The following is a 19,683-nucleotide window of genomic DNA, read 5'->3' as shown; positions in this document are numbered from 1 at the left end:
AATTGCAGCAGCGATCAATGAACTACAATCGTATAGACATACACTCCGAAGACTCCTTTACCGCTGCAAGCGAATGAAGGCGTCTTTTATTATTATTAGGCATATTAGATCCACTATGGGATAGAGAGGCCCGGTGAATAAGCAATGAGAATGGGCGGAATGAAGGAGAGAGGAATGGTAGTGCTCCTGCTTAGCGGGATATTGATTAGTGCGGCATGGTCAGGAAGTGCAGGGAGAGCGGACGCGTCCAATGTAAGCAGAGTGGATCAGATGGATGCAGCCGATAATAGGGTGTCCGGGGTTACGGTGCGAGAGGTAAGAAGTATGGCGGCGGGGAGCTTCGGCAGCACCTCCATCGAAGATATTGTGCCTCAGATCATCCGCAGTATCGCCCCCTCGGTAGTGGGGATCATTGGCAAAGCTACGGGTGAACGTTACGGAGCCATTGATGATCGGTTTAATTTGGCGCACGGTTCCGGGGTTATCGTGAACAGCAAAGGCTGGATTATCACGAATGCTCATGTGGTGGAAGATCTGCAGAATATCGTTGTTGTGACCTCAAATGGTAAAACCTATGCGGTTACTGCCGTGTATCCGGATGAGTTCAGCGACCTGGCGCTAATTAAAATCAATGCCACGTCGCTGACCCCTGCCAAGCTGGCGAAATCATCATCAGCCGCCAAGGTAGGCCAGAAGGTGATTGCTATCGGAACACCGATCTCCTTTGCTCTTCGCAATTCTGCAACCACCGGTATAATCAGCGGTCTGGGGCGTACGATAGATGCCTCTTACCGCCTAATTCAGAGTGATACGGCAATTAACCCGGGAAACAGCGGCGGTCCGTTAATTAATATGCAGGGTGAGGTACTGGGTATTAATAGTTTAAAGTATTCGGCGGTTGGGGTAGAAAATATGGGGTTCGCCATACCTTCAGAAACCGTGCAATATATCATGAACCAACTGCTCAAGTATGGGGAGGTTAGACGTCCGAACCTGGGGTTGACTCTGGAGGAAAGCTGGTCGAGTCTGGTTGGACTGCCTACGGAAGATCCTTTAACGGTGACCAAAGTGAATTCAGGTGCTGCCCGAAAAGCCGGGATCTCTGAAGGAGATGTTCTCTATGCGATCGACGGGCACCGTGTCACCTCGAATGTGGATATTAATGAGCTGTTCAAACAATACGCACCTGGGGGCGCTGTCCGGCTAACTATGCAAAGTGATGGTGATATTGTCATCCGTAAGCTTATTCTTGGCCAAGGCGATCCTGTGATTAGCGGAGAGGGAAACGAAGAAAACAAAACATTCGGATCGACAGAAGAGTAATGCTGAGAGGGACAGGGGGATATGAAGATGAGAAGAACAATAACCCGCGGACTGTATACATGGTTGGCATTACTGCTTCTGTTCTCGTTGCTTCCGGTGCAAGCTGTGCAGGCAGCCGAGAATAACAGGTTTGAACTAATCCTCAAAGCGGGAAGCAGCAGTGCTTCTGTGAATGGAACTAAGATAACGATTGCCAAGCCTTATTCGGAAAAAGGAACGGTAATGGTGCCGCTTGGTGTATTCAAAAAAACATTCGGCAGCACAGTGGCACTTGAAGGAGACAATGTGGTTAAGGTTATGTACCGCGCGCATACTGGGGCGATGACGATTGGGGAGACCATCGCCTGGAAGGATGGCGTGAAGGTGAAGCTGCCGGCAGCGCCGAGGATGGTTTCCGGCGTTCTGATGGTGCCGCTTCGTTTTGTAGCTGGGGTAATCGGTGCAGCAGTATCGGTGCGGAGCAGCGGGGAGATTGTTCTTAGTCTTGTGGCTCCGGACGAGGAGGTTCTGGCGGGAGAAGATCAAGGCATTGATAGTGATGTGGGGAAAACAAAGATTGGCAACAGCTATTACCGGTGGAGTATGAATTATCCGGCCGGTCTCATCGTGGGAGACAGTGGTGGAGAGGAAAGCGTAGCTACCTTTATGAGTGCAGAGAATACGTATTACCTGGAGGTGCATGTGACCCTTCAAGAAGTGAAGGCCGATCCGGACGAACTGCTCGAGCAACTGGTACGGAGCTCGGAGGAGGGCGGAGAGATTGTATTGGACCGCCAGATTTATCCCAATGCCAAAGTACCCTATGCCATGATTATCAGCAAGGACTCCAGCGGAGCCCTTTGGGAAGGGCGGCAATACTACGCGGAAGGCCGATTGTATGAGCTGTATCTGACCGATGATAATGCGGTTAACTATAAAGATTTTGCCAAGTATTCCGGACTCTTAAATTCCTTTCAGCCTTCCTTTGACGAGAAGGACCGCAGTATCCGCGACCTCTCCACTGTAGAGAACGGATTTCGTGAAGCGGTCAACGAAGATTACGGAATATCGCTGGATATCCCGGCAGAATGGAGTATAGATAACCGGCAGCTGTATTTTGAGAGCAGACAAGGCAGTAGTCTGAAGCTGAAAGTGAGTACGGCGTCTGCAGGCTCAACGCTCGCTAGTTGGGGAGAGGAACGAAAGGCACAGCTCGAAGACAGTTTTGTTCCGGATGCCTATCACCTGAAGGAGAGTACGATTCAAGAAATAGCCGGTGTGAAAGCACAGGTTAATCAAGTGGAATACAATTACGGAAACGGCTGGGCAACCGAGTACCAGATGCTGCTTCTGAACAAGGGTTACCGGTACTATGCCCAATTTACCGTTCCTGCCGGGCAGGAGAAAGACGCGGTGCTGTTCAAACCGATCCTCTCTTCTCTGGATATTGATTATGATGTGATCAAGGAGAACTTTGGGCGCCTGGCAGAAGATTCTTACCTGACCCTAAAGGATAAGACAGTAACTAAAATATCCAAGACGTTCGATTATGTGATTGATATACCACTGCTGTGGACACCCTATCAGGATATTTTTGAAATGCAGAATATAGAGTACCGTTTCACTGGCGGCAGATTTCAGCTTGCTGTAAATCCGGAGGGCTCTGTAGAATACACGGTGAATCAGCTTAAGGACTTTTACGGGAATAAAGGTAATGACCCCAAAGGTCCGGTTATAGAAAATATAAAACAAACAACGCTTGCGGGAGAGCCTGCAACCGAAATTATGGTGCATCTTGAAAAAGGCGGCTCACCTTGCCGGATTCAAACGCTGGTCTTCAGCAAAGGAAATGCTGTCTATACCCTTACGGTTACGCTGAATGATTATAATGCAACTCCTGTCCAGTTGAAGACCTTGGAGGAGACACTTCAGTCATTCCGGTTTAGGGAAAGCCGCTAGTCACTTCGGGGAGTTTCGCGGATAACTGTTCTAATCTGTAAATATTTGCGTCCATAAGCGTCTCCTGATCCGCATTCGGGAGGCGTTTTTTTGACTTTTTACAGCAGCTCAATCTTTTAAATGTTCAAAATTGTAGATATTCTTATGGAAATGCTGGCAAACACATAGCGTGGAGGTGTGATATTTGATACAATAACTAGGTTAAAGACTTAGATAGAACCCGCTTCAATAGCGGTTTAGGAGGATATAAATGAACGAGCAAGGCTTACGCAGGGAAGACGTGGAGCTGCTGGCTCCGGCGGGCGATTGGGACTGCATGCGTGCGGCGGTGGCTAATGGTGCAGACGCTGTCTTTTTTGGCGTAGAGAAGTTTAATGCAAGGGCAAGAGCGAACAACTTCCGCACAGACGAGCTGCCGGAGATTATGGCGTTTCTGCACAGTTATGGCGTGAAGGGCTTCCTGACCTTTAATATACTGGTGTTTGAGAATGAGCTGGCGGAAGCCAAAGCATTGATTGATGCCTGTGTGGATGCCGGAGTGGATGCGGTGATTGTACAGGATTTGGGCCTCGTGAAGCTGATCCGCGAGATTTCTCCGGATTTCCCGATTCACGGTTCGACCCAGATGACCATTACTTCCCCGGAGGCTGTGGAGTTTACGAAGCCATGGGGACTGGAACGAGTCGTATTGGGCCGTGAAAATAACCTGAAGCAGATTCGGGTGATTGGGGAACAGGCTAAATTGCCGATGGAAGTGTTTGTTCACGGCGCGCTGTGCGTCTCTTATTCCGGTCAATGCTTGACCTCAGAGATGTGGGGCGGACGTTCCGCGAACCGCGGTGAATGTGCGCAGGCCTGCCGTCTGCCGTATGACCTGATGATCGACGGCGAAGTGAAGCCGATGGGGGATGTGGCTTATCTGCTCTCGCCTAAGGATCTGGCGGCGATTGATATTATGCCGGAGCTGATTGAAGCGGGCGTGACTTCATTCAAAATTGAAGGCCGCTTGAAGAGCCCGGAATATGTAGCCAACGTGGTAGGTAAATACCGCAAAGCGATCGACCGGTATTTCGACGGTAACTGGAGCGAACCTTCCAAGGAAGAAATGCGCGAGCTGCAGCAGAGCTTCTCCCGCGGGTTCACGCACGGCTTCCTGGAAGGAACCAACAATAAGAAGCTGGTGGACGGTACATTTCCTAAAAGCCGGGGCGTATACCTCGGGACAGTGGAGCAGATTCTGCGTGACGGAGTAGTATGCCGTATTCACGCACCGCTGAAGCGCGGGGACGGAATTGTATTCGACGCCGGCGATCCGACGAAAAAGGAAGAAGGCGGACGCGTCTACGACCTGCGCCGCAAAGGCGTGAAGCTCGAAGGTGAAGCCGGAGAGGGCTGGATTATCGACATCGTTCCGGGACGGAATGATGTCGACCTGCGCCGCCTGCATGTTGGCGACCGCATCTGGAAGACGAACGATCCGGCGCTCGACAAGGCGCTGCGCCAGACGTATGAGACCGAGAAGCCGTACCGTGTATTTCCGGTCCGTGTGAAGGTGGAAGGCCGCGCCGGAGAGCCGCTTGCGACCTGGTGGACGGACGTTCAGAAGAACGTCACGGTCCGCGTGGATTCGGAGCTTGCGCTGGAACCTGCGCAAAAACGTCCGATGGATGCTGCGCTGCTGGAAGAACAATTCGGCCGCCTGGGCGGAACCCTCTTCCAGCTTGAGGAGCTGGAGTCGCATCTGGAAGGCGACGTCATTGTGCCCATGCGCGAGCTGAACAGCATCCGCCGCAGCGCGGTGGAGCTGCTTGCGGGCGAGCGCCCGAAACCGCCCGTCTACGTGAAACGGGCGGTAGAGGTGTACGGCGGCGCGGCCCAAGGGGGCGCCGCAGGCGGTGCCGTCCCGACGGCTGCGCAGCGGGACGGACTGGGTGCGCGCGGTGACGCGGAGCTCACCGTGCTGTGCCGCAGCCTGCCGCAGGTGCAGGCTGCGCTCGAGGCCGGCGTGACGAATATTTACGCCGACTTCGAGTTCATCAAGCAGTTCCCGGCGGCGGTGGACGCCGTACGGGCAGCGGGCGCCAGCATCGCGCTGGCAACCCCGCGTATCCACATGCCCGGCGAGAACGGCTACCATGCGAATATTCTTCGCCTGGAGCCGGACGCCGTGCTGGTGCGGAATACAGGCGCGCTGTACTATTATCTGCGCCGCCGGATGGAACAGCCGGATGCTGTGCATCCCCGCCTGATTGGTGATTTCTCCTTAAATATCGCCAATCACCGGGCCGTGGAGCTGTTCCTTGAAACAGGTTTGGATATGGTGACTCCATCCTACGACTTGAATATCCAGCAGATGGTTGATTTGCTGGGACACAGCGATACCTCACGCATGGAGGTGGTAATCCACCAGCATCTGCCGATGTTCCATACGGAGCACTGTGTATATTGCACATTCATGAGTGAAGGCACAGACTTTACGAATTGCGGCCGCCCTTGCGAAGAACAGCGCGCATCTCTGCAGGACCGTATCGGTATGGCCCACCCTGTTCGTGTGGATGAAGGCTGCCGCAACACGGTGTATAACGCCGTTGAACAGTCCGGTGCGGAATACCTGAACAATTTCCGTGAGCTCGGAGTGAATTCATTCCGCGTGGAATTCCTGGAAGAGACGCCGGAGCAGGTGGCTGAAGTCATCAATCTGTACAGCCGTGCGCTGCGCGGCGAAATTTCCGGAACCCAGGTATGGAAGAGTCTGAAAGCGACGAACCAGCTTGGCGTAACCCGCGGACAACTGGTGAACGCCAAATAATGTCCGCTTGATCTAGCGCTTTCGGCCCCCGGCCACTTGTGATCATTAGCTCCTAATCGCAGGGGGAACAGCAGAGCACGTTATACACAAAAGAAGGCTAAAGGGCATCAATCCCTTTAGCCTTCTTTTTCATATAACTAAGGTCATGTAAACTACTAGAATTTTTGCCTTGAATAGGTCAAAACTGCTATAATTAAAAGATAATCTTTATAGAAATGGTGAGGAACTAAGCGAGTACACGAAAAGGAGCTTATGCCATGAAAATCCGCAAAGCCATTATTCCTGCCGCAGGTCTCGGTACCCGCTTCCTGCCCGCAACGAAAGCGATGCCTAAAGAGATGCTGCCGATCGTAGACAAGCCTACGATCCAGTACATTGTTGAAGAAGCTGTTGCATCTGGTATTGAAGATATCATCATCGTAACAGGGAAAGGCAAACGTTCCATCGAGGATCACTTCGACACTTCCTTTGAACTCGAGTTCGGACTGGCCGAGAAGCAAAAGTGGGAGCTGCTGGATTCGGTGCGTAAGTCCTCCGAAATGGCGGACATCCATTATATCCGGCAAAAAGAACCCAAAGGCCTGGGACACGCCATCTGGTGCGCCCGCAAATTCATCGGCAATGAGCCGTTTGCCGTTCTTCTCGGCGATGATATCGTGGAAGCCGATAAGCCTTGTTTGAAGCAAATGATTGATGTGTACGACGAATACAAGTCCTCCATCGTAGGGGTTCAGCCCGTGCCTTGGGAAGAGGTCTCGAGGTATGGTGTGGTTGATAGTACCCCTCTCGCAGAGCGGGTCTTCAAAGCCAACCGTCTTGTTGAGAAGCCGAAGAGAGAGGATGCGCCTTCCAACCTGGCGATCCTGGGCCGTTACATATTGACCCCACGTATCTTCGACATGCTTGGTGAGCAGCAGGTGGGCGTAGGCGGAGAGATCCAGCTTACCGATGCTATTGCCCGTCTTAGCGAAGTTGAACGGATTATTGCCTATAACTTCGAGGGTAAACGCCATGATGTAGGTGAGAAGATGGGATTCATCCGGACAACCATCCATTACGCGCTTCAGCGCGGAGAGCTGAAGGAAGAACTGCTGCGTTATTTGCTGGAGGTTGTGGAACAGGAAGCGGAGAAAGCTCTCTGAGATAACATAGTGCAGCTGCCAACACGCAACCTAATATAAACTCAAAAAGAGTGGCCGTACTGTCCAACGACAGTGGCCACTCTTTTTTTTGCAATATGCATGATTACTATCATACTATCCACATTGCTTAGAATTTCATATTCACAATTTCCTTGATCTTCTGGGCCTCTGTGGGATCAGCTGCAATTAGCAGATCGTATAATCCCTGATCATTTCCTCCGCCCTGCTGCAGCAGGGCTAAATACCAGCGTACCATCTCACGATTGTTCAGATCGGTATAATCAGTGGTGATTGCCTGCTTCATAATTTCCGCCGCGGCTTCACTCTCACCCGACATCATCAGTATTTTTCCCGCATTCAGGGCTATCGACTGAGTAATGCCAAACGGACGTCCTTGAAGTTGTTCAGGCGGGAGTGTCTTCAGATGCTCAATGCCTGCCTGCACTTTGGCGAAAGCTTCCAGTCCTGAGGTAAAGTACTCCTGTTCCTTGCCTTCATTCTTCTGGATGTACGCTTCATAACCGAGGTCGAAAGACCGGTGGATCAGAATCTCGTACCAGTTAATATCCCAGACGAACTTATATATATTGTCGCGGTATAATTCATAAGCCCGTTCCGGCTGATCCGTAAGATCGTAAGCTCCTGCCAGCTCGGTAAGGATATATTTATTGTGAGGTTCATCTTTAAGCGCCCGCGTTAATACCGAAAGGGCTTCATCTGTATATTGTGTATCCTTGGTCATGCCGTACATCTGCTGATCAATGGATGAAAGAGTGGTTACTGACTCCGGATGGGTAGGACGCACCTTCATCGTTTTGAGCAGCGCTGTTTTGATCTCATCATACGATTGGCTCGAAGCGGCAACCTGCTTGGCATTTAGCGCCGCATTCCCGGAGCTGATGTAACGACCGGATAGAACCAGCAGGAAAAGAGTGCATACAACGAGTACGGCAGCATAGCTATTGCTGAATTTCTTGCTATTCCATCGGTCAGGAAGGAGATTGCTCTCCATCACTGCACCCATACCGGCAAGCCCGAGGAATACGAGAATACCCATAAACACATAACTCATATTGAAATCCAGCAGACTGTGGCCGAGAATGGATAAGGCAAGAATCAGATAAAAGAACCCGTTCTCGAAATCATCCTTATCATTCTTCAGATAACCGCGGATGTATTTATAGAAGATCAAGACAATGAAGACCATGAACACAAGGAACCCGATAATTCCGACCTCAAGAAGATATTGAAGGAAGAAGTTGTGCACCAGGCGGCTTGTGTACGGATTGTTCTGGTATTGCTCGTAAAGTGCCGCCCAACCTCCGCCGCCTGCTCCGAGCAGCAGATGATCCTTGGAGATCTTTACAGCGTCCTTGTAAAAGGTAATCCGTTCCAGCACGCTGTGCTGCTTAAAATTGATGTTTTCCAAGCGGCTTTCCATGTTAGCGGGAAGAATGCTTTTTACCGGTGTGCCAATCAGAAGGAACGCAGCAAGTACAACCAATACTACCGAACCGAGTGGAATCCACATTCCGGTTCCTTTCCGCTTGCTCCAGCCGACGAAGGTCTGTTCCAGCCAAGGAGCCAAGTAACGCTGAAGCAGCCAGCTGATTCCAGCCATCAGCAGCGATGCCCCGATGAGGACTCCCCAACCAAGCAATGCAGCAGATGAACTGAAGGCTTCATTCAGATCTGTACCTACATTGGTAACCGGGATACTGATTGCCAATGCGACAAGCCCCGATATTCCGGTATGAAGGATCCAAAGAATCTGCTTCGCCGGCTTCTGGAATAATAGCAGCAGCACGAAAACCACAGGCAGCATAACAAGACCACCGCGCGAGAGCGTAAGCAGCAGTGATACGATAATCGGCACCAGCATAAACCCGTGCATCAGCGTGCCGTACCATTTTCTGGACCGGATTAACGCGAATATTGCAACGAACAAGAAGGCCATCAAGAAGGCGGCGTACGTATTGGCATATTGGAAAATCGAAGTGAGCCGCAGCCCGTTGGCATCCGTCATCACTGCATCCAGATAAATGCTGTCCACGACGGTATTGGAGAACCAGCCAACCAGAGCGCCAGCCAATTTGGATAATCCCAGCCAGTTCATCAGCCCGAAACCAACGACCAGATAGCAAATCGTGATGACAGCCTGCTGAATGACAAGATTTACTTGCTTTTTCTTCAGAAGATAAAGGCCTATAATAAATACCGAAGCATATGTACACTGGATAAACAGCATATTCATAGCCATATAATGCGAGACTGCAACCGAAAGCGATAAGGCATAAGTAAGTGGAAGCAATAAGGCTAGAATCGCCAATACATCCCGCTGCTCTGCCAGCTTAAAGCTTTTGAAATAAATAACTGTCCCGAACAGCAGCAAAAGAGCGCTGACGAAGGAAGCTGCATAGATCGGCACATCAAAGTCTACCAACTGACCATTATAAATCCCTACCTGAAAGGGAGCCCACGCCAAAAATAAAATAAGGCCAATCACTAACACCCAAACCAGGTCAGGGATCTTGTCACCATTTCTCGACGGTGCGGCTTTTTTACCGTATACTTGTTTCGACAACGTTCTAATCTCCTTTTCTTGTAGTTACGACAATATTTTAGCATATAGGCACTTGTGGGGGCTATAGCTATCCATTAACAGCCAGTGCTTGAAAAATAAAGATGAATAGGTGAATGTTACTGTGAGCGAACTTAGGAAGTATATGTTAAATTTCCTGAAGTATCAGGAGCTGCTTAAATTATTGGTTCTAAAAGATATCAAGATAAAATACAAAAGATCGGTTCTTGGTATTCTTTGGAGCATATTAAATCCGCTGTTTATCATGATTATCATTACATTGGTTTTTAAAGAATTATTCAGATTCAACATTCAGTACTTCTCTGCTTATGTGATTAGCGGACAAGTCCTTTTTTCGTTTTTTTCCGATTCAACCTCGATGGCCATGAGCTCAATCTTTTCGTCGGGACAGATCATTAAGAAGGTTTATGTTCCAAAGTATATTTTTCCTCTGTCCAAAATCGCCTACTCCTTAGTCAATATGTTATTTTCCTTTTGCGCAGTCATTATTGTCTGTCTGTTCACAGGTGTACCCATTAAGTGGACGCTGATTTTCAGCTTCGTGTCCATCGGGTATCTATTTGTGTTTTGTATAGGGGTTGGTTTGATTTTATGCAGCGTAGTGGTATTTTTCAGAGACATTGAGCATTTATACGGTGTATTGATGACCGCGTGGATGTATGCTACCCCAATTATCTATCCTGTGACTACAATGCCGGATAAATTTATGTTTCTGCTGTACGGCAATCCCATGTTCTACTTCTTAACTCATTTTCGTGAAGGCCTTCTATATGGACGTATTCCTTCTGCTGAGCTTAATCTGCAGTGTTTTAATTATGCCCTGGTTACGCTCATTATCGGTGTCTACTTATTTAAACAACGTCAAGATAAATTCATCTTGTACATTTAAGGAGCATAGAACCAATGAAAGAAGTTATAGTCGATGTTCATAATGTTTCAATGCGATTCAATATGACCACGGAGAAGATAAGCACACTGAAAGAGTATTTAATTAAACGGTTTAAACGGCAGATTTCATATAATGAGTTCTGGGCGCTGAACGACGTCAGTTTTACCATTAACAAAGGTGAGATCTTTGGTGTCCTGGGTCTGAATGGGGCTGGGAAAAGCACATTGCTCAAGGTTATTGCCGGAGTAATGAAGCCTACCAAAGGCAAGGTCGAGGTATTTGGCCGAATGGCCCCGTTAATTGAACTGGGAGCAGGCTTTGATGCGGAACTGACAGCAAGGGAGAACATTTTCCTAAACGGCGCAGTTCTGGGCTACAGTAAAAAAGAAATGAAAGCCAAGTTTGATGATATTGTGGAGTTCTCCGAGTTGCAGAATTTTATAGATGTTCCCATTAAGAATTTTTCATCCGGGATGTATGCAAGACTAGGGTTCGCGATCGCTACGGCTACGATTCCTGATGTATTAATTCTGGATGAGATATTATCTGTTGGGGATTTTAAGTTCCAGGAGAAATGCGAGAAGAAGATTAAAGAGATGATGGAACAGGGCACAACCGTTATTCTGGTCTCCCATTCCATTGATCAGATCCGAAATATGTGCAGTCAGGGTGTAATCTTAGAGCACGGGAAGCTAATCAGCTCCGGCAATATTGAAGAAATCTGCAATTTTTATTTCACTAAATATAACTGATCAAGGAGATTAGGGCCGTGAATAGCTGGAGCGCATGGTTTTATAAATTGTATTCTCTGCTCATACGGGCCAAAATTAAAAAATATATCATTACTGAGTTTATTACGGGGAACAAAGGCTACCAAGCGTGGATTGCAAGACATGAGACTGCTCTGGATCATCCGGTAACCTTCCACTATTCCCCGCTTATTTCTATCATCATGCCAGTATACAATGTTAAAGAAGAGTATCTTCGGGAATGTATTGATTCGGTTATTCAGCAGCAATACCCGCATTGGGAGCTATGCATCGCAGATGATCATTCCTCCATGCCGCATGTCCGTAAAGTTCTGGATGAATATGCTAAGGCAGATAGCAGGATAAAGGTAGTGTATCGTACTTTCAATGGACATATCTCGGCTTGCAGTAATTCAGCGCTTCAGATTGTTGAGGGGGAATTTGCTGCACTTCTCGATAATGACGATACACTTGCTCCCTTCGCCTTATATGAAGTTGTGAAGCTGCTAAATAACGATCCTAATGCTGATTTAATATTCAGTGATGAAGATAAGCTGCTTAACGGCCAACGGTGCTTTCCTTTTTATAAAAGAGCATACGGACCCGGTCTGCTGCGGCAAATCAACTATATATGCCATTTGGCCGTCTACCGGACCTCATTGCTTCATGAAGTCAATGGATTCAGGGAAGGTTATGAAGGTGTACAGGACTGGGATCTTGCCCTCAGGGTTATGGCTAAAAGTGACCGGGTCAAGCATATCCCCAAGATCCTGTACCATTGGCGGATTACTGAAACCTCCACAGCGGGAGGAGAACACAGGAAGTCCTATGTCAAAGAGGCACGCAGGAGGATGCTCCAGAATTCCGATATCAAACGCTAAAGGATGGTAACGAGTGGGTATAGATAATCTGATCAAGAAATCGGTGACGGCAATTAAATATGAGGGACTGGACGCTTTTGTGAAGAAGTCCTTCCGTTATACGAAGAAAAGGCTGCTGCGATCCGGCAGTATGAGCAAGCTTGCTTTTAAGGATATTCTATTTATCAATGGCTGTACGCTGCCTCACCCTCAAAGGTACAGAGTGGACCATCAGATGGAGCAGCTTGAATTCAATGGATATACCTGCGATTCCGTATATTACGAGAATTTGACAATGAACTTGGTAGGCTATTACCGGGCATTTGTCTTTTTCCGCTGTCCTCATACGGAAATGGTGGGGAATTTCATAGAGCGGGCCAAATCCTTTAACAAGACGGTATTCTTTGATATCGATGATTTGGTGATCGACCATAAATATGTTAAGGACATCAAGCATCTCAAAACCCTGAGCGATCATGAGATGGAGATGTATATGGATGGGGTCGACCGCACCCGCCAGACACTTACACTATGCGACTACGCGATTACCACGACGGGAAGACTGGCACAGGAGCTGCAGCCCTATGTGAAAGATGTATTTATTAACAGGAATGTGGCGTCGGAGAAGATGTTCGAGCTGTCTTTAAAGGCCAATAAGGCAAAGCTGGACAAGCCTAAAGACAATCGTATTGTTTTAGGCTATTTCAGCGGAAGCATTACGCATAATGAAGATTTTGAACTGATTTTACCGGCAGTACGAGCGATCTTTGAGAAGAACAGCCATGTATATCTGAAGGTTGTTGGCTTTCTGGATATCCCTGAGGAGCTGCAAGCTTTTAAGGACCGGATTATTGTCGAGAAATTCACAGATTGGAAGCATCTGCCTGAGTTAATAGCGAGTGTGGATATAAACCTGGCTCCATTGGTAGACACGGTCTTTAATGAGGCGAAGTCCGAGAACAAATGGATGGAAGCCGCATTGGTCAAAGTTCCTACGATCGCAAGTAATGTCGGTGCTTTTAAGGAAGTCATGACCCATAAGGAGAACGGTATTCTATGTGATCATTCCGAAGAATGGGAGTCCCAGCTGTCGAAGCTGGTGAATAATGAACCCTACCGCCTGCAGTTGGGGCAGAAAGCTTTTGACAAAGTAACAGCGAAGTGGATTTCTGCGAGAACGGGTTATGCTCTGGCTGAATTTATTGAAGCACGGCTCAGCGAGAATATAGCATTCGTCCTGCCGTCAACCCAAATCAGCGGCGGCGTTAATGTAGTCATTAAACACTGCACTATCCTTCAGGATGCCGGAAAAGATGTAATGATTATTTCCATGAGTGAAGAAGAGGATAACATTATAACTAAAGATGGGGAGATCAATGTAATTTCCTATCATCGGCATCACTTCCATGGGTACTTTCATAAATGTGTGGCGACCTTATGGACCACAACCGCTTTTCTGGACAATTACACCAAAATCCGGGATCGATATTATCTAGTGCAAAACTATGAAACGGATTTTTATGAGGCGGGTAATTATTCGCGGCGGGGTGCGAATTCAACCTATAATTCTTTTAATAATATGAAGTATATAACCATATCCAAATGGTGCGAGGACTGGCTGAGAGATGATTTTCATAAAGACGTTCATTTTGCCCCCAACGGGATTGATCCGGCGTTGTTCAGCTATAAGCCAAGAAATTTCAATCCGACAGGCAAAGTGAAGATCCTTGTGGAAGGCAATTCAAAGGACCACTACAAAAATGTAGATGAGAGCTTCGAAATCGTTAATGCTCTGGATAAAGACCGGTTTGAAATTTGGTATCTCTCCTATAACGGAGCGCCGAAAGAGAAGTACCGCGTGGACAAGTTCTTCAACAAGGTTCCTTATGAAGAAGTAAGCAGTATTTATTCCAGCTGCGACATATTGATTAAGTCCAGTCTTCTCGAAAGCTTCTCTTATCCGCCTTTAGAGATGATGGCAACGGGTGGCATAGCTGTTGTAGCCCCTAATGCCGGCAATATCGAATATTTAGAGCACGGTGAGAACTGCCTGCTGTATGAACAAGGGAATATTCAAAGTGCTGTAGAGATGATTCATCGCGTGTGCGAGGATGAGGAATTAAGAAACCATCTGGTTGCTAAAGGTCTGGAGACTGCTGCGTCGAGAGAATGGAGTCATCTGCACGAGGATATTCTGCGGCTATACGGCTATACACCTGAAGCAGGTCTGGAATGAGGGGTGTCCTATGACAAAAACGAAGTGGGTTAAGCCGGTTTTTCTGCTGCTGTTGAGCGTGTTTTTTCTGTACGTCTATGTGGGGAATGCAGGGTTAATCAGTGAAAGCATTACACAGAATCAAGCAGATATTGCGTCAGATGGTCTTGCTGCACAGGATGAGTATGGCCAAACCTTTCATTTCAACAAAAATAATTTAAGCGGGGTCTCCTTTCAGCTGGGAACCTTTATGCGGAAGAATGAAGGTACGCTGGTCGTGGGGATAAGAAATCTTGGCAGCACAAGAGATATCTATCAGACATCCATTCAGGCAGACAGCATTATCGATAATGAATGGTTTGACTTCCGATTTCCTCCGGTTAAGTTCTCCAAGGGCAATGACTACTATGTGTATATCAAGTCAGAGGACAGCCCGGTGGACCAGGCCATAACCGCCTATTCCAGTACAGAAGATACTTATGCCGGGGGAGAGTTTACGATTAACGGCGAACCTCAACCTGGCGATCTTGCCTTTAAGGCTTATTACAACCGGACAATATTCGCTTATATCTATGAGAATATAAGCGGGTGGTTTTAGAACATAGGAGGTTAATTTCGTGGGAGTGCGAAACAAGCTGGAGAACACCTTTCTTTCCCTGGGACTCATATTTGGCCTGCTGTTTGTATTCCTTATTCCCCCGCTGCAGACGGCCGATGAAGACAGCCATTTTAAGAAATCGTATATGATCTCATCCCTTCATTTATTTCCTGAAGTTAACCAGGACGGGATTATTGGAAGTTATATCCCCCAATCGATTTTGGATTTCGAGAGTAATCATCGGTTTCTAATGGGCAATATGGATGCCAAGTACACGTACAAGAGTCTATATTTTGATACCCATTTGGAAGTAAATAAGGGTGCAGGCGTATTTGCGGAGTATTCGACATCGGGTGCTAATCCTATTCTTTTCCTTCCGCAATCACTCGGAATGTTCCTTCTCAAGATCACGGTGGATAATCCCGTATTTCATTGGGGTGACAGTATATCTCCGGCGAATTATATTTATGCGGGAAGAATGTTTAATCTTCTGTTCTATCTGATTGCCTGTTATTTTGCAATCCGAATCATCCCTTTCATGAAGACAACGCTGTTTCTGATTGCGCTAATGCCGATGACCTTTAGTCTGGCCGCCTCGCTGAGCTATGATGCCATAATTATCAGCACCATTCTACTATTCGTCGCGGTGTTGTTCAGATTATGTTTCGATTCCGGCGTTCCGAAGGTAACCAAAAGGGACTTGTACACCTTTATTGTCTTTTCCATTCTGCTAATCCAGTTCAAACAGGTTTATTATCCTTTGATGCTGCTGGTTTGGCTGATTCCATTAAGCAAATTTCAGGACCAGAAGGAAAAAATACGCTGGTTCTTCATTATTCTGGCTTCCGGGATCGCCTCTTATGTTCTCTGGAGCATCTTCATGAAGCTGCTGCTGGCAGGGGGGAGCAGTACTACCGTTAGTCATGCACTGGACCAGGTCAAGTTCATTCTTGGTTCGCCAATGGAGTATGCGCGTATTCTGGTTCATTCCCTGCTGGAAGGCGCCAAGTTCTATTTTATCGGCTTTGTCGGGAATTTAGGCTGGCTGGACACGAACTTCCCGTACTTGTTCATCTTCATGTATTATTTTGTTTTGATAGCTTCGGTCTTACTGGATAGAGTGAAACCTGGGATTCAGGTAAGCATGCGGAATAAAGGGATCATCTTTTTGATGGGTCTGCTGATCATTGTCCTCATTGAAACGGCACTCTATGTCATTTGGACATCCGTTGACGGAATCGGCGGGGTCGGGGCACCGGTAATATCCGGCGTACAGAGCAGGTACTTTCTGCCGATCTCTCTCACTCTCCTGATTATTGCCAAGAATAATCTGCTCAGCAGAAGCAAATATGCAGGCCGGATTTCAGACACTTTGGAAGCTGTAGTTCCCAGCTTTGTCATTTTCTCTATGATCCTGACAACGATTATACTATTATTACGATATTGGATACCGGTACTGTAACGAAAGGAGTGTGAACTGTGAAAATTCTCGGAATTGTTCCCTGCTACAATGAACAGGATAACATTGAAGCCCTGATTCAGGAGTTATCCCATTATTCCGACCTGCTGGACATTGTCATTATTAACGATCATTCGACAGATTCCACTTCTGCCTTGTGTGAACGCGCCAACGCCAATGTTATTAATCTTCCGTGTAATTTGGGGATCGGTGGAGCCGTTCAGACCGGTTATATTTATGCGAGGCAATTCAATTACGATATCGCCATTCAAATCGATGGGGATGGTCAGCATGACCCTAAATATATAAAGGATTTAATAGCACCTATTATAGAAGGCAGGGCTGATTTTGTGATCGGCTCGAGGTTTATCAACAAGGAGGGCTTTCAGTCCTCTTTTACAAGGAGAATGGGGATTGTATACTTCACTGGCTTGCTGCGGCTGCTGACCCGGCAGAAAGTGAGCGATCCGACATCGGGTTTCAGAGCTTGCAATAAACGAATTATCGACTACTTCTCCAGGCACTATCCGACGGATTATCCGGAACCTGAATCCATTATGGCTCTCAGCAGAAACGGTTATAACATCCAAGAGATCCCGGTGCGCATGAGAGAACGGGGCGGCGGGGTTTCGTCGATTAAAGCCTTTAGATCTCTATATTATATGGTTAAGGTGACGCTCGCGATCATAATCGATTTCACCAGAAGACAACAGGTGAGTTAGGATGGTTCAGATGTTCCCGCTAAAGCTGCAATTGTTTCTGTTTATTATATCCATTGTATTCCTTTTGCTGCTGCTTAATATGATCAAGAAATATGAGCTTCAGCTGAAGTATGCTATTTTGTGGATTTTTCTAGTTCTCATTATGCTGGTGCTTTCTGTTGCGCCGAATATAGCTTATTTTTTCACCCATTTATTTGGTTTTCAGCAGCCGGTGAACTTTGTGTTTCTATTGGGGATTCTAATCAGCCTGATTATAATTTTTAGCCTCAGCTTATCGATTTCCAGCCTGTCCTCGAAGGTAAGGCAAATGAGCCAGGAGATCGGACTGTTAAAAAAACAACTGGGTATCAAAGAATCACAAGCATCCTCATCCGGTGAATCCATACCCTGCGGAGAGAAGAATGATGAGCGTTGAATACAAGAAAATCGTTATACATTGTATTGATTAGCATAGGTGCAGTATTGTCTGGTTTGTGGATTGTCCATAAATTTTATTCGAATATCAATTATTCCTATTTCATTATCGCTCTCCTGGTCTATTCTATGGTTCTGGGCCTGCGGTCATTTAAAATGAATAAGATGATCAATGTATATACACCTGCCAAATATAAGGACACGGTAACGTTAACGGCTTCCAGCCAATTGATGGGTGCATTTATTCCAGGCCGGGCAGGCGAAATTCTGATTTCTGCATATTTGAAGCTGAAGCATGCCGTTGATATCTCTAAGGTGCTTCCACTTTTATTCTTAGATAAAATCATTGAATTATTATGCGTGTTGTTATATTCGGCGGTATCGATTCTGTTCTTCTCCAAGGATCTGCTGACCTATTTCTCAGGACTCTTTAACGGAAATGAAGGCTCCGGTCGTCAATACTGGTATATTGCAGCCGTTCTTGTGCTTATTATCGTTCTTTTCCTGTTGAAGCGGTTTATGGGACCGAAACTGGCGTCGATTGTGAATAATATTAAGCAAAGCCTGCTGATCCCCTTCAAACAGCCGGTTTTGGGACTTACTATTGTTGTAGTGTCGCTATTCACGATGATATTGGAGTATAGTTATTTGTATTTTATTTTTCATGCGTTTAATATCGGCATCTCCCTGCCGCAGGTTATTATTGTGCATTCGTTTGGCATGATCATCGGTGTCATTAGCATGATACCGGGGGGCCAGGGGAGCACGGAGATTTCAATGATTGCTATATTACACCTGTGGGGATTTACTACTATTAATGTGCTGACGCCTATTTTGGCCAGCAAATTGTTCACTTATTTCATTCTGATACTTTATGCTCTTCCACTGCTTCCCTATAGCATAACGATCATCAGGAATCGAAAACTGACTTCAAAAGCGGGTGAAGAATGAATAAGTTAATTTCAGTCATTATCGTGAATTATAACGGTGCAGACTATATTGAAGAATGTATTGAATCCGTCGTGGCTCAAACATACACCCATTGGGAGATTGTCATCCTCGATAATGATTCAAAAGACAATTCCATCGAATTAATTCAGAAGTACCCCTTTGTACATTTGATTAAAGCTGAGGAAAATCATGGTTTCGCCAAAGGTAATAATCTTGCAATTGAGAAGGCCAAGGGAGAGTACATAGCGCTGCTGAATAATGATGCGACAGCAGAGCCTGACTGGCTAGAGACGATGGCGCGGGTACTCGATGATCACCCTGACTTTGGAAGCTGCGGCTGCCGGATCTTGTCTTATTATGAACAGGACCTGCTGGATTCGGCGGGGCTTGTGCTTCATGCCAGCGGAATGTCCCGGGGCAGGGGACGGAACGAGAGAAGCGAATTGTACGCCAGCCCTGAAGAAATTCTAATTCCTAGCGGCTGCGCAGCTCTTTATAGAAGACAGGCACTGGAAGAGACGGGATTATTCGACGAGGATTTCTTCTGTTACTGTGAGGATACGGATCTCGGATTGCGGCTGCAGATTGCCGGATGGAAATGCATGTATGTGAGCCAGGCGGTTGTTTATCATAGATACTCGGCAACAGCAGGCAAGTATTCGATGTTCAAGACATATTTGATCGAGCGGAATCACTTTTGGGTGGTCCTGAAGAATTTCCCTCCGTCTATTGTGTTTATGAATCCGGTATATACGGTATCCCTTTATTTCTATCAAGTTATCAATATGTTTAGGCAGCAGAGTGCAACAAGCGAGCTGATGAGCAACACTCCTAAGAAAGAACTGGCTTTCACTTTGCTTAGGGCACACCGGGATGCGTGGAAGTCGGTCTTTGTAATGCTTGGGAAGAGAAAGAGAATCTACCGGACTAAGAAAGTTACAAATAAACAAATCAAGGGCTGGATGAAGCAGCATCATATATCTTTAAAGAGCTTATTCAATTCCTGAACCCT

Annotated in this window: 15 protein-coding genes; 14 read left to right on the top strand and 1 reads right to left on the bottom strand. The window is 47.0% G+C overall.

Annotated elements, in window-relative coordinates; genetic code table 11:
* Window positions 1-150 precede the first annotated feature (150 nt).
* The 4 genes from ACAN55_RS17310 to galU all read left to right on the top strand — a co-directional run bounded on the left by ACAN55_RS17310 (window position 151) and on the right by galU (window position 7,212).
* On the top strand, window positions 151-1,323 hold the full coding sequence (locus tag ACAN55_RS17310) for a S1C family serine protease (protein ID WP_379135598.1): 1,173 nt from the start codon (window positions 151-153) through the stop codon (window positions 1,321-1,323).
* Window positions 1,324-1,350: 27 nt separating this feature from the next.
* A complete protein-coding gene (locus ACAN55_RS17305) occupies window positions 1,351-3,261 on the top strand; it encodes a stalk domain-containing protein (RefSeq protein WP_379135478.1) in 1,911 nt (636 codons plus the stop codon).
* 250 nt (window positions 3,262-3,511) lie between these two features.
* Window positions 3,512-6,070 carry a U32 family peptidase gene (locus tag ACAN55_RS17300; RefSeq protein WP_379135475.1) on the top strand — a complete coding sequence of 853 codons (2,559 nt, stop codon included), beginning with the start codon at window positions 3,512-3,514 and terminating at the stop codon, window positions 6,068-6,070.
* A 257-nt stretch (window positions 6,071-6,327) separates the two neighbouring features.
* Window positions 6,328-7,212: a UTP--glucose-1-phosphate uridylyltransferase GalU gene (galU, locus tag ACAN55_RS17295; protein WP_379135473.1), complete on the top strand. Its 885-nt coding sequence runs from the start codon at window positions 6,328-6,330 to the stop codon at window positions 7,210-7,212.
* Between the two features lie 127 nt (window positions 7,213-7,339).
* On the opposite strand, the gene ACAN55_RS17290 is transcribed toward galU, so the two are convergent.
* Window positions 7,340-9,796: an O-antigen ligase family protein gene (locus ACAN55_RS17290; protein ID WP_379135470.1), complete on the bottom strand. Its 2,457-nt coding sequence runs from the start codon at window positions 9,794-9,796 to the stop codon at window positions 7,340-7,342.
* A gap of 142 nt (window positions 9,797-9,938) precedes the next feature.
* Here ACAN55_RS17290 and ACAN55_RS17285 point away from each other — a divergent pair, with 142 nt between their 5' ends.
* From ACAN55_RS17285 to ACAN55_RS17240, 10 genes are read left to right on the top strand one after another with little or no spacing between them, the layout of a single operon-like run.
* A complete protein-coding gene (locus ACAN55_RS17285; protein ID WP_379135595.1) occupies window positions 9,939-10,703 on the top strand; it encodes an ABC transporter permease in 765 nt (254 codons plus the stop codon).
* 14 nt (window positions 10,704-10,717) lie between these two features.
* The gene (locus tag ACAN55_RS17280) at window positions 10,718-11,455 is read left to right on the top strand and encodes an ABC transporter ATP-binding protein (protein WP_379135468.1); all 738 of its coding nucleotides are present in this window, start codon (window positions 10,718-10,720) and stop codon (window positions 11,453-11,455) included.
* 17 nt (window positions 11,456-11,472) lie between these two features.
* Complete coding sequence (locus ACAN55_RS17275; protein WP_379135465.1) at window positions 11,473-12,333, top strand: glycosyltransferase family 2 protein; 861 nt, start codon at window positions 11,473-11,475, stop codon at window positions 12,331-12,333.
* Between the two features lie 13 nt (window positions 12,334-12,346).
* Window positions 12,347-14,548, top strand: a complete 2,202-nt coding sequence (locus ACAN55_RS17270) for a glycosyltransferase (protein ID WP_379135462.1) — start codon at window positions 12,347-12,349, stop codon at window positions 14,546-14,548.
* A gap of 10 nt (window positions 14,549-14,558) precedes the next feature.
* Entirely contained in the window at window positions 14,559-15,125 is a 567-nt protein-coding gene (locus ACAN55_RS17265; RefSeq protein ID WP_379135459.1) for a hypothetical protein, read from the top strand.
* Between the two features lie 19 nt (window positions 15,126-15,144).
* Window positions 15,145-16,587, top strand: a complete 1,443-nt coding sequence (locus tag ACAN55_RS17260) for a DUF2142 domain-containing protein (RefSeq protein WP_379135456.1) — start codon at window positions 15,145-15,147, stop codon at window positions 16,585-16,587.
* A gap of 17 nt (window positions 16,588-16,604) precedes the next feature.
* Entirely contained in the window at window positions 16,605-17,306 is a 702-nt protein-coding gene (locus tag ACAN55_RS17255) for a glycosyltransferase family 2 protein (protein ID WP_379135453.1), read from the top strand.
* A gap of 1 nt (window position 17,307) precedes the next feature.
* Window positions 17,308-17,721, top strand: coding sequence for a DUF2304 domain-containing protein (locus tag ACAN55_RS17250; protein WP_379135450.1), 414 nt, complete (start codon window positions 17,308-17,310; stop codon window positions 17,719-17,721).
* Window positions 17,718-18,671, top strand: coding sequence for a lysylphosphatidylglycerol synthase transmembrane domain-containing protein (locus ACAN55_RS17245; protein WP_379135448.1), 954 nt, complete (start codon window positions 17,718-17,720; stop codon window positions 18,669-18,671). Before ACAN55_RS17250 ends, ACAN55_RS17245 begins: the two co-directional genes overlap by 4 nt.
* The gene (locus ACAN55_RS17240; protein ID WP_379135445.1) at window positions 18,668-19,678 is read left to right on the top strand and encodes a glycosyltransferase family 2 protein; all 1,011 of its coding nucleotides are present in this window, start codon (window positions 18,668-18,670) and stop codon (window positions 19,676-19,678) included. The genes ACAN55_RS17245 and ACAN55_RS17240 overlap by 4 nt, the downstream gene beginning before the upstream one ends.
* The last annotated feature ends 5 nt before the right edge of the window (window positions 19,679-19,683 follow it).

Source organism: Paenibacillus oryziterrae (genome assembly GCF_042610485.1).
Classification (GTDB): Bacteria; Bacillota; Bacilli; order Paenibacillales; family Paenibacillaceae; genus Paenibacillus_AQ.
The sequence above is the reverse complement of the archived record's forward strand: the minus strand, read 5'-3'. Positions and strand labels throughout refer to the sequence as shown.